Below are 12,695 nucleotides of genomic sequence, written 5' to 3' on the forward strand. Positions count from 1 at the left end.
CTAATTTCCCAAAATAAACTGTTTTCCCCTAAAACTTTTAATTTCATATATAATCTTGAAATAATATGATTATTTAATGAAGGACGGGAAAAAGATGGTCAGATTTCTTGGTGTTATTTTTGGTTCTATTATTATTGCAATTGCCTTTAATCTTTTCCTTATCCCCCATAAAATTTTAAGTAGTGGAATTGGCGGAATTGCTATTATTTTAGGAATTGTAACCCCTGTAAACACAGGTATTATTAACTTCGTATTGAACTTACCTATCCTCATTTTAGGATACATAGGACTTGGAAAAAAAGTAATTTTTAACACAGTTGTCTCTGTAATTGTATTATCTGTTGCACTATATTATATTCCTGTAAAAGTCGTAGCAACAGACCCACTTTTATCATCTGTATTTGGAGGTGTCATCGCCGGAGCTGGTATTGGCCTTGTCTTCAACTGCCATGGTTCAACTGGTGGTTTTGATATTATCGGTATGTTGTTATCTCGTAAAAGAGATATTAAACTTGGCGGTTTCCTTATTCTGTTAAACACAGTTGTTGTTGTCATTGCAGGATTTTTCTTTACCTGGGATGTTGCACTAACAAGCTTACTTTCAATTTATGTAACTGGTAAAGTAATTGATGCCGTTCATACGAAACATCGTAAAGTTACACTTATGATTGTAACAAATCAAGCAGAAGAAATGAAAAAGAAACTCCTTTCTACTGTTGTACGTGGAATTACACTTCTTGACGGCGAAGGTGCTTATTCAAATGAAAAAAAACGTGTACTTATGACTGTTGTTTCACGAGAAGAGTTAGCAAGTATGAAACTAACTATTTCCGAAATTGATCCTCATGCATTCGTTAATATTACAGAAACTGTTGAAGTATTAGGATTGTTTAGAAAAGCGTAAAAAACTAGGTGGAACTCCACCTAGTTTTTATTTTGCATAAATTCAATTCTATTTCCAAATGGATCTGATACGTAAAATCTAATTACATCTGGGCGTGCATTATCATCTATTACCTCAATACCTTGTTGTATTAATTCTTGTTTAAATTCGTCAATTTTAAAAACATAAAAAGCTGGATGCGCCTTTTTAGCTGGTATAAAGTTTTGCTCGACTCCGATATGAATTTCTTGATTTCCACACTTAAACCAACATCCGCCACGCTTCTTTAACTCTTCTGGCTTCGGAATTTCCTCCATACCAATTTTATTACCATAAAATTCTCGTGCTTCTTCCTCACATCCTACAGGTGCCGCCACTTGTACATGATCAATTCCTTGAATATAACTTTTCATTTTTCTCCCCCTCTTCTATTCTAATGTTATAACGAAAACACATTCATGTAACTTACAGAAAATTAATAAAGCAATATAAGATTCTCTTATTACTACCTTTTATACCTTCTACTAATAATAAAAAAAGAAATTTTATTATGTAATTTCCATTTTTTATAGAAATACATGTCACACCTATATTATAGTTATTAATAGATCCATCTTTTTTAGATGCTAATTGTACGGAGGAAATATTATGAGTCGTAAAAAATATTCATCTACTCAAAAAAAGCGTCATCCGAATGTATCTGGACGCTGGCGAAACCATATACAAAGTCGTTCTTTAGCAGAAATGTACGCCTCTCTTTTTGAACATAATCCTGATAGTATTATTTCATTGAGTTTAGAAGGAGTTATTTTACATATTAATCCCTCTGCTGAAAGAATATTAGGTTACACTTCTAACGAATTAGAGCGTAAAACAATCACTTCTATTTTAGAAGCACATATTTCTGATCAAGTGCTACAATACATAAAAAATACTGCAGCTAATGATCAAAAAGAGTATATTATCTCTATTTATCATAAAGACGGATATTTACTAGATGTCGTAACAAAATTAGTTCCTATTTTTGTTGAAAACCGTTTAACAGGTGTATACGCCATTATGAAACCCCTTGAAAAATCAGATAGAATTGAGAAAGTATTAAAAGATAGTGAGAAACGATTGCGCACATTAATGAATTCAATGCCTGCGTTTGTTATATTTAAAGATCATGAAGGACGCTGGCTTGAAGCGAATGACTATGCACTTTCTTGCTTCGCTTTCCATAATGTACCCTATCATGGAAAGAAAGATAGTGAACTCATTCAATATAACGAAGCGTACCGAGAAGCTTTTTTACATTGTGAAGAAGTTGATGAACTAACATGGCAAAAAGGACAAATTCTTCACGGTGAAGAATTTATTATACATAGAGATGATTTCGACCTAATTTTAAGTATTTCAAAAGTCCCACTCTTCCACCCTGATGGCTCCCGCAAAGGTCTTATAGTGATGGGAAGGGATGTTACCGAACTAAAGGAAACTGAAAAATTATTACGAAAATCCGAAAAGCTTGCAGTAGTAGGACAACTGACAGCTGGAATTGCGCATGAAATTAGAAACCCGCTAACTTCATTGAAAGGATTTTTAACATTATTACATCCAGAGATAAATGAGGAAAATAAATGGTATGTAGACGTTATGCTGAGTGAAATTTCACAAATGGAATCCATAACAAGCCAATTTATGGCGATGTCTAAACCACAAGTGCTTTCTATTCATACTTGCAACATACAAACATTAATTGAAGAAGTAGTAACTTTTATTTTACCAACTGCTATTATGCATAGTGTTCATATCATTATGGACCATTTTAATCATACTTCTGACATTCAATGTGACAGTAATCAATTAAAACAAGTTTTTATTAACATATTAAAAAATGCCATCGAGGCGATGCCGAATGGGGGCAACATCTTTATTCAAACAACATCGTTAGAAAATGATTTTATTTCAATACGCATTATTGATGAAGGGTGTGGAATACCTGAAGAGCGCATGTCACGTCTTGGAGAACCTTTTTATAGCTTAAAAGAAAAAGGAACTGGTCTCGGCTTAATGATATGCTATAAAATCATCCAAGAGCATCACGGAAAACTATTCATTTCAAGTGAATTAAATAAAGGAACAACTGTTGATATCCAATTACCAATCACTGCATCTCAGCCTGTACCAAACTCTTAACTATGCTATATCAATATAATAAAAGGCCCCTACTAGTTGTTATAAGTATTTCAATTATTATGGAAAACATCTAAAATAACACGCTAAAAAGCTCAAAGTCCCTATATGACTCTGAGCTTTATTTTTGTATAAAACGCATTTCATTACATCCATTCTCTTCCATGTTCACGAATGAATTTAATATCGGTTTCATAATGTTCAAGGTGTCCTTCATCTATCATTTTTTGAAAGTTCCTATCGCCTTCTTTAGCTTTTCTTTTCATGTATTTACATAACCCTTCTAATCGGAGCAATACCATCTCCAAATAATCTTCTTCCATATCATCACCGTATGATTCAAAAAACAATTTAACTCTTTGCTTTATACGGTCAGCATGCTGTAATGAATTATAATAAACTGCCTCACCTGTTTCTGTATAATAAACTCTACTTAAAGGGACACAAGTGTAAAGAGTATACGCTATGTCCCAAAGTCTTGGACCCGGAGCAGCAACATCAAAATCGATAATACCTACTGGTTTTTCGTTATTAAAAATAATGTTGTATATTGCAAAATCATTGTGGCATACAACCTCTATTTTATTTGGAGTATTATCCATCGGTTTCCAATCATCTAATAACGGAAAGTCACTCACAGCATCATGATAAAGACGGAGCATCTTCGCTATCTCTTTTAAAACATCATTAGACCTCATGTATTCTTTTAAAGGATAATTACCAGCTTCTCCTTCAAAAAATGATAATATCTCTCTATCTCTTTCATCAATCCCTAAAAACTTTGGTGCATAACTAAACCCTTTGTTTTCCAAATGATTTAATAGTTTATGAATTTTGGTACTGCCCTGCTTTAATTCCCGTCGAACAGTATCTTTCGAACGATATACGTTTGAGACATTCCCTCCCGTTAGCATTTCTTTATTTTCGTAGTTTGACATCTAATAATTCCCCTCCATTATTAAAAAATCGACACTCTTAAAACAAATTGCCGATTTTTCTACACTCCTGCTCATTAACACAACAGGAACCCCTTTGCTTTTCTTCATATTTTAACATAACTTTCCTGTTCTTTTTAACACCCTGAATAGCAACAAAAAAATCGAGTATAAAATCTTTATGATTTCACACTCGATTTAGCCTATTATTTATGCATGTGGAAACACTCTTTCATACCACTCTGTTGCTTTTTCTACTTCATTAATCGTTAATTGATGCCCTCTATTCTCCCAGTGCATTGTTACACTAGCATTCGCACTTTCTAGTAACGCCTTTAATTCCTCTGACTCTGCTAATGAACAAATCGGATCATTTGTTCCAGCAGCAATAAACACTGTTTTCTCTACTAAATTAGGAAGTTTTATCCCTCTTCTCGGTACCATTGGGTGATGAAGAATGGCACCTTTTAATGCATTTTCGTAATGGAATAATAAACTCGCTGCAATATTTGCTCCATTTGAGTACCCAACAGCTACAATATTATCTCTATCAAATCCATATGTTTTTGCTGCTTCATTCAAAAATTCATTCAATTCCTTCGTACGGAAAACGAGATCCTCTTCATCAAAAATACCTTCTGCTAATCTACGGAAGAAACGAGGCATTCCATTTTCTAACACATTCCCACGAACACTTAATACAGAAGATTCTGGATCAATTCTTTCGGCAAGCGGTAATAAATCTAATTCATTTCCACCCGTACCATGTAGCAATAATAGTGTTGGTTTTGACGCATCTTTTCCTTTTTGAAAAACATGTTTCATCATTATCCTTTATCCCCTTTCAATCACTTATATAATTAGTCTAATTCTCTTACTTCAATTGGTAATAGCGCTTGTTCAATCTGTTTTCTATGTGGTTCATATCGCTCAGGAAGCATTAATTCTTCACCCATCGTTGCTTGAGTTTCATCATGTGCAAATCCTGGAGGATCCGTTGCAATTTCAAATAAAATTTCCCCGTGCTCTCTAAAATAAATGGCATTAAAATAATTTCGATCTTGAACAGGAGTAACACCATATCCGAAGCGTGAAACATGTTCTTTCCAGTCTAATTGATCAGCATCATTAATAGCTCTCCATGCAATATGGTGAACCGTACCAACACCCATTTGCCCGCGTCCAATAGAATTTAACTTTAAATCAATTACATTTCCAATTTCAGCTGAAGAACGGAATCGAACAAACTCTCCCTCTTCTCCAACTTTTTCAAGTCCCATTACATGTTCTAACAGTTCGGCAGTTTTTTGAGGCTGTGCAGATAAAAGGACAGCACCACCAAATCCTTTAATCGCAACTTCTGGCGTAACTCCTCCAAAACTCCAATTATTCGCTTCGCCTTCTTCTCTTTCAACAATCTCTAGATGCAAACCATGCGGGTCATCAAATTCTAAATACTGTTCTCCAAAGCGTGTCATTTTTGTATATGAAATATCGAAGTGCTCCAATCTCTTTTCCCAAAATCCTATAGTACCTTTAGGTACAACGTATGAAGTTATTCCTACTTGCCCATCTCCTATGACACCTTGTTGAGCACCTGCCCAAGGGAAAAATGTAATAATTGTTCCTGGCTTTCCTCCTTCATCCCCAAAGTAAAGGTGATACGTACCTGGATCATCAAAATTCACTGTTTGTTTTACTAAACGCAAACCTAATACACCTGCATAGAAATCTACATTTTCTTGTGGATGACCTACGATTGCTGTAATATGATGAATCCCCATTGTTTTCTTTTCCATTTTGCCCACTCCTTTTTTTATTTCATTTTTAAAGAACTGCTATACGCTAAAATTCATTATTCATTTTGTCCATTTGATTAAGTTCAATCCGTAATGTTATTTTACCTCGAATTTGAGATATCCCTTAAAAATCCACACATTCCATCCTATTTAAAATTATCTCGAATTCGAGATAATTAACAAAAAAAACTACAGTTCCTACAATATGCTTAGTTTACTCTTATATAAAATATCGGTTTTATTATTTAGAATACCTTCGAAATTGTCTCGAATTCGAGATTTATTATAATCTAATTATTTTTCATTGTCAATGAGGATCCCGTTTAATTTTTTCATCAAAAATATTTTTATAACAACTGCTGTATATTAAATATATATTATAAAAGGTACAAACGACAAGCGGAAATATTCGAGCAATATTTTTCTAACTTCCCTATATTCCTATAATCAAAAAAGCCATACAAATGTATGACTTTTGACCAATATTTTTTATTTAGCTACATCCTTACACATTTACTTCTCGCTTACGTCGGGAAACAATTCCGAAAGAGAAATCACCCTCCCAGTCTCATCTTTAAACACAATATGCTCTCTCGTTAAATGGCGCGGACTCTTTACTCCCGCTGCCGCCGCTAATGCAAACAAACTATATCTCATACTAATTATATAGTTCATTACTCGCCATTTCTTCTCATACGGATCTAACGCTTTTTGATAGTGAGGATTCGTCGTCGCAACACCTGATGGACATTGTCCTGAATTACATTGAAGTGCCATAATACAGCCGCTTGCCATCATAAATCCACGGGCTGAATTTACAGCATCTGCTCCAATTGCTAAAGCGATTGCCACTTTATCTGGTGTGACTAATTTCCCAGAGGCAAACACCTTTAATTTATCCCGGACCCCATAATGACTCGCTGTATCAATAAATGTAATTAATGCTGGAATAAGCGGAAGCCCCATACTATCTGCCATCGATTTATACGTTGCACCTGATCCACCTTCTGAACCATCGATTGTAATAAAATCTGGATAGATGTTTAATTCTTTCATTGTTTTCAATAAGTCTTCCAACGGCTCCTGTTGACCAATTACAATTTTCATACCGACTGGTTTACCGCCGTTTTCTTGCAAATTTTGAATAAAATATAAAGCCTCTGCCGCATTATTAATAAATGAAAATCGATTTGGCGAATTAATCGTCTCTCCTTCTCGTACTTTCCGAACGGAAGCAATTTTCTCATTTACCTTCTGTCCTTCTAAATGACCACCACGTATTTTTGCTCCTTGCCCAAATTTCAATTCAAATGCTTTAATATTGCTTTCTCTCGCTTTTTCAATAAATTCCTTCATTGAAAAATTACCATCCTCATCACGATATCCGAATAACCCCGGACCAATTTGTGCGATAATATTTGCACCTGTATGTAAATGTTCTGGAATCACGCCCCCTTCCCCAGTATTAATCCATGAACCACCTGCCATTTTCGCTCCAAACCCAGTTGATAAAATATAATTTTCTCCAATTGCACCGTAAGAAGTCGCTGATGCACCGAACATGCCATGTAGTTTCCATGGATATTTACGATTTTCACCGACTATAATTGCATCGTCTTCTTCGTATAACCAAAGGCTTGTTGTATCCGCTGTCAATTTCTCTCTTCTTGAAAATAACCCCTCTTTTTGAATCACATACTTTTTTCCCTCACGCTCTTGCGTTAGATTCACACTTAATTCATCTGTTAATGTTGGAAATAATGTATTAGCAATATAATAGCCAGAAGCATCAAAATCTCGTTTTGATCCAAAACCAAGTATTTCAGAACGATATTTTGCTAAAAACATAACACTTTGAAAATCGTAACGCGAAAAAGGTTTTCCATCAGTATCATGGTCAAACCAATATTGCCGGAATTCCGGTCCTATCTTTTCAAGTAAATAGCGCATCCTTCCTAAATATGGATGCAGTTTTAATATAGAATGATTCGTCCGTTTTTTAATAAAAAATGTAATGATAAAAAAGATAATTAGAAGTAGCATCAAAAAGAGCAATATACTAATAATAACGAGTAGCGCTTCATTCATTCTGCTTCCCCCTATATATGAAGTTCCATAATAAAAAGAGAACACTCGATGTGTTCTCTTTTTATCCTTATTCACACTAACGTAGCAAGATGCTCTTTCGCATCATATTCGACTAAACTTTCAGCATTTTTAATTCGATGAACAAAGTCTGGGTTCGCAATTAACGGTCTTCCAAATGCCGCTACATCAATTGTTCCCTCTTGCAATGCTTCTTCTGCCTCTTTCGGATTCAAATTCCCTACTCCTACGATAGTACCATCCCAATATTTTCTTACTAATTGATGAAAATTCTTTCCGTCAGCAATAACTGCTGTATAATTCATCGTTGACGGATGGATCATTGTTAATCCAACTTCTTTGAACATATTTACAAAAGTCTCAATCGTAAGTTCTGGATTTTCCCACATATAAGTAGGGTTATCACCTTTAAAGGCAGAGAAGCGAAGAAGTGTTTTATCAGCTCCAACTGCTTCTATAACAGCCTCTGTTACTTCTTTCATAAATGTTAGCCTTTGCTTTAAGTCTCCACCGTATTTATCTGTTCGCTTATTCGCGAATTCATAAGTGAATTGATCAATTAAATATCCGTGTGCACCGTGAATTTCAACGCCATCGAATCCAGCTTCGATCGCATTTTTCGCAGCTTGTGCATATTGACCGATAACTTCTTTTATTTCTTCTATTGTCATTGCTTCTGGTGTATCAAACGGTTTTCGGAAACGCGGAACATTTCCCTCTGCAGCGATTGCTGACGGTGCTTGCGGCAATTGACCACCAATTATTTCATGATGACTCATGCGTCCGACATGCCATATTTGTGCAATAATTGCTCCGCCTTCTTTATGTACTGCCTCCGTAACAGGTTTCCAAGAATCGACCTGCTCTTTCGTATAAATACCTGGTACTCCTGGATTCCCTTTTGCTCTTGGGCTAATGACGATTCCCTCTGTAATAATTAATCCAATCCCATCAGCAGCACGTTTTCGGTAATACTCTACTACGTCAGCACCAACTACTCCCGTCTCGTTATTTGCAAAACATCTCGTCATCGGTGCCATCGCTATGCGATTACGAAGAGACCAAGATCCAATTTGGATCGGATCAAATAACTTCGTTTCTTCAACGTTTTCAAAAGCTCCCCAATTATTTATATTTGTTCCTGCATAAATATTTGCTGCTTTATTGTTTGAACTTGTCATCCTACTTCCCCCTAAATTAACTATTATTTCAATAAAAAATTAACTATAAACGCATCATAATTTCTCCTAGATAACAACGTCAATTTATACGTCTTTATCATTTAACATTCGAATATTCAACAAACAGAATGATAAAAATAAAATTAAAACTGGTTTCCTAATTAGGAAACCAGTTTTATAGTTAACCATATGACGTTAGCACTTCATTTATCTTTTTTACGCAAAAAATATAAATGATTACTATTCACTTTCTCCTCAGATTTGAAAAATTTTTAACGATAGAAGTGAGATTGATTATTCTTCTAGAAATAATAACTTATATACCTAAAACAATGAAAGCCCTACCTCTCTTTCATCCTTACGGCTCCTTGTCCGTGCCAGTGTGAATCAGGATTGCAAAAATCAAGTAACTATTTTATCGAGTTATTTAATTAAACTTCGAACATTCGTAAAAGAAATTAAAAAATAAAAATGGATTTGATTGTAGTAATAACAAAAGAGGTTAATGCTCTAAAAGTGGTTTGAAAGAGTTGAATGTCTTTGAAATGATTGATTCTCTATAATTATATTCCCAAAAAATTCAAGATCTTTTTTGGGATGTAATACATTATTTGTAATGAATCTTAACAAAAGCTTTTTATTTGATTTTCTGTGATACCTTCAATTAATCCCAGTTCACTAATCAAAAATTCATGTGCGTTATCTAACATTTTCTTTTCGCTTGCATTAAGTGCTTTTTCTTTCTGCATACGCAATAAATCACGTACAACTTCGGCACCTTCTTGTATTTTACCCGTTTTTATTTTATCAGTGTTCAATTTATACCTTTGTTTCCACGTAAGTAATCTATCTGATTCTCCATGTTGAAAAACATCTATTATGTGTGTTAATGCCTTTAGATCTGTAACTGGTCGTATATTTGAATTCAATATTTTCCCCATAGGAATCATTACTTCCATATTACTAGCCGACATTTTTATGACATAATACTGTTGTTTTTCTCCTGAGATTTCCTTTTCTTCTATGGCTTTAATTATACCTGCTCCGTGCATTGGATAAACGATGTTATCGCCAATTTGAAACAAATAATCCACCTCCATATATGGTAACCTTCTCAATCTTAACACACTTTTATTTTTTTAGCAAAATTTTTATAATATCACAAAATTATTTTCCATGTCAATTTATTTTCACCAAAAATTTTAAACTGCACAAAAACATTAAAAAACCCGCAATTTTGTTAACTTTTCACATCCATTTCCTCCAATTTTATATACCTTATAAAATAAAAAATACATCACTACATATAAGTAGTGATGTATTTTTTATATAATGCGCAACATGAAAGACAAAAACATTTACTTTAAAACTTCACACATACGATCCTTCGCTTATATACTAACCTGCTTACTAATCGTTTCCCTCGCTAATAAGAAGCTCATAATAACTTGCGCCGCTACTCGGCTTGTCATATCTCTAAAATCAAGAGTTGGATCAATCTCTACAATATCCATCCCTTGAACGAGCGGCTCTTTTCCAAGGAATTCAATCGCATCAAGTAAAGTCGTACTATCCATTCCTCCAGGGCCGATTGCTGGACAACCTGGCGCAAACGCTTGGTCTAATACGTCCATATCAAGAGAAATATAAATAGAAGTCACGCCTTGTTTTCTTAATACTTCAATACTTTCTGTAATAATATCTTTTATTTCTCGCTCTCTTACATCTTTCATTGTATACACAGTCACGCCATGCTCTTTTGCATATTCATGGTACGCCCGTGCATTTGAAAAATTACGAATCCCAATTTGAACGAGTTGTTTTCCTGTAATGACATCATTTTCTAGTAAACTACGGAACGGTGTACCATTTGATGGGCCGCCATCATCTAAATTACGTAAATCATGATGGGCATCAAATTGAATAATACCGACCTTTCCTTTACTATTTGCAAAACCACTTATACTTGGAAAACTAATAGAATGGTCACCACCAAGAACGATTGGTATCATTTTCGGATTCACTTTCGTTAAGTGACCAACTGTTTTCGCGATTCGATTATGACTTTCTTTTATATCTGTAACATGCATCGTAATATCACCGCAATCATACAAGACACTTTCTTTCATGTCGTGTTCTTCTGTAATTGCATATGTGCTATATGCATCTAACATTGAACGAATCGTTTTCGGTGCAAAACATGCCCCTGAATGACTAATGGATGGTTTAGAAAGAGGTGCTCCAATTAAGGCAGCACCGAATATTTCTACGCCTTCCTCCCAATCTTTAATCATTTCGCTCCATTTCGTCACTTCACGATCGATAAACTTTGCATTCTTCTTTAAATAGTGGCCGTGCTCCACGATTGTTCACCTCTTGTATATGCGATATTACCATTCTTCCATACTGTATTTACATGACTAACGCCGTAATGGTACGGTACGTAAGCATAATTATAAGCATCCCATAAAACTAAATCTGCCTTACGACCAACTCTAATTTTCCCCGCTACATCACCACGATTAATTGCGTGAGCAGAGTTAACTGTTACCGCATTCCAAACTTCTTCTGGTGTCATTTTCAGTTTCAGCATCGCAATGCTCATAATAAGCTGAATGTTTTCAGTTGGACAGCTACCTGGATTAAAATCTGTAGCTAAAGCAACCGCAACACCTTCATCGATCATTTTGCGTCCACGTGCGAAACTTTCTTTATTTAAATAAAAAGTTGTTCCTGGTAATAATGTTGCTACTGTATTAGAATTTGCAAGCATTTCAATTCCTTTATCAGAAGCGCCAACTAAATGGTCCGCTGATGCTGCACCAATTTCAGCCGCTGCTTCAGCACCACCAAGAGGGTCGATTTCATCTGCATGAATTTTCACATCAAAGCCAAGTTCTTTCGCTTTTAATAAAAATTCTTTTGATTCTTCTACAGAGAACACGCCTGTTTCACAGAAAATATCAACGAACTCAGCTAATTGCTTCTCTTTCATTTCTGGTAATAAATCTAGCATCCATTGTAAAAATTCTTTTGATTTTCCTTTGTACTCTTTCGGAACTGCATGAGCACCTAAAAATGTTGAAACTAAATCGATTGGATGCTCTTTTTGTAATTGTGCAGTTGCCTCTAATTGTTTCCATTCCGTCTCATCATCTAATCCGTAACCACTTTTCGCTTCTACAGTTGTCACACCGAAAGATAGCATACGGTCTAAATGGAATTTAGCTTTTTGAACAAGTTCTTCTTTCGATGCCTGTTTCGTTGCATTTACAGTCGCAAGAATACCTCCGCCTTGTTCTAAAATTTCTAAGTACGGAACTCCTTGTAATTTCAGCGCAATTTCATTTTCACGAGATCCACCAAATACAAGATGCGTATGCGGATCAACAAGACCAGGAGAAACCATTTTCCCGCCGCAATCAATAACCTCTTTCGCTTGTAATCCTTTTGCTTCTTCCGCTGTTCCAACGAAAGTAATTACGCCGTTTTCAATTCCAACAGCACCGTTTTCAATAACAGGAAGCGTGTTCATCGCTTCCCGTCTTAACAAGCCATCTTCTTGATCCATTGTTAGTAATTGACCGATATTTATTAGTAAAGTGTCCAGCAT

At 35.0% G+C, this 12,695-nt stretch carries 11 protein-coding genes; 2 read left to right on the forward strand and 9 right to left on the reverse strand.

The genetic code is table 11. The features are described from left to right. Positions 1-94 precede the first annotated feature (94 nt). Positions 95-904 (forward strand): YitT family protein, encoded by an 810-nt coding sequence (locus tag ACTFQM_RS13280; RefSeq protein WP_025148053.1) that lies wholly within the window; start codon positions 95-97, stop codon positions 902-904. Between the two features lie 20 nt (positions 905-924). Here the strand turns inward: ACTFQM_RS13280 and ACTFQM_RS13285 are convergent, their stop codons facing one another. Next, a complete protein-coding gene (locus tag ACTFQM_RS13285) occupies positions 925-1,296 on the reverse strand; it encodes a VOC family protein (RefSeq protein ID WP_025148052.1) in 372 nt (123 codons plus the stop codon). A 235-nt stretch (positions 1,297-1,531) separates the two neighbouring features. Here ACTFQM_RS13285 and ACTFQM_RS13290 point away from each other — a divergent pair, with 235 nt between their 5' ends. Further along, positions 1,532-3,064: a BA3702 family sensor histidine kinase gene (locus tag ACTFQM_RS13290; protein WP_440034759.1), complete on the forward strand. Its 1,533-nt coding sequence runs from the start codon at positions 1,532-1,534 to the stop codon at positions 3,062-3,064. 143 nt (positions 3,065-3,207) lie between these two features. On the opposite strand, the gene ACTFQM_RS13295 is transcribed toward ACTFQM_RS13290, so the two are convergent. The 8 genes from ACTFQM_RS13295 to hutI form a co-directional block, all read right to left on the reverse strand. Further along, on the reverse strand, positions 3,208-3,999 hold the full coding sequence (locus ACTFQM_RS13295; protein ID WP_440034761.1) for a phosphotransferase: 792 nt from the start codon (positions 3,997-3,999) through the stop codon (positions 3,208-3,210). A gap of 207 nt (positions 4,000-4,206) precedes the next feature. After that, positions 4,207-4,824 (reverse strand): alpha/beta hydrolase, encoded by a 618-nt coding sequence (locus ACTFQM_RS13300; RefSeq protein ID WP_440034763.1) that lies wholly within the window; start codon positions 4,822-4,824, stop codon positions 4,207-4,209. A 32-nt stretch (positions 4,825-4,856) separates the two neighbouring features. Next, entirely contained in the window at positions 4,857-5,795 is a 939-nt protein-coding gene (locus ACTFQM_RS13305; RefSeq protein ID WP_002172919.1) for a ring-cleaving dioxygenase, read from the reverse strand. A 513-nt stretch (positions 5,796-6,308) separates the two neighbouring features. Then, positions 6,309-7,883 (reverse strand): glutamate synthase-related protein, encoded by a 1,575-nt coding sequence (locus ACTFQM_RS13310; protein ID WP_440034766.1) that lies wholly within the window; start codon positions 7,881-7,883, stop codon positions 6,309-6,311. Positions 7,884-7,954: 71 nt separating this feature from the next. Beyond that, positions 7,955-9,082 carry an alkene reductase gene (locus tag ACTFQM_RS13315; RefSeq protein WP_440034768.1) on the reverse strand — a complete coding sequence of 376 codons (1,128 nt, stop codon included), beginning with the start codon at positions 9,080-9,082 and terminating at the stop codon, positions 7,955-7,957. 623 nt (positions 9,083-9,705) lie between these two features. After that, positions 9,706-10,167, reverse strand: coding sequence for a CarD family transcriptional regulator (locus ACTFQM_RS13320; protein WP_440034770.1), 462 nt, complete (start codon positions 10,165-10,167; stop codon positions 9,706-9,708). Positions 10,168-10,473: 306 nt separating this feature from the next. Next, complete coding sequence (gene hutG, locus ACTFQM_RS13325) at positions 10,474-11,445, reverse strand: formimidoylglutamase (protein WP_440034772.1); 972 nt, start codon at positions 11,443-11,445, stop codon at positions 10,474-10,476. Continuing rightward, positions 11,424-12,695, reverse strand: coding sequence for an imidazolonepropionase (hutI, locus tag ACTFQM_RS13330; protein WP_002172924.1), 1,272 nt, complete (start codon positions 12,693-12,695; stop codon positions 11,424-11,426). Before hutI ends, hutG begins: the two co-directional genes overlap by 22 nt.

The sequence above is a fragment of the Bacillus cereus group sp. MYBK30-2 genome (assembly GCF_051915945.1).
Lineage (GTDB): Bacteria > Bacillota > Bacilli > Bacillales > Bacillaceae_G > Bacillus_A > Bacillus_A paramycoides.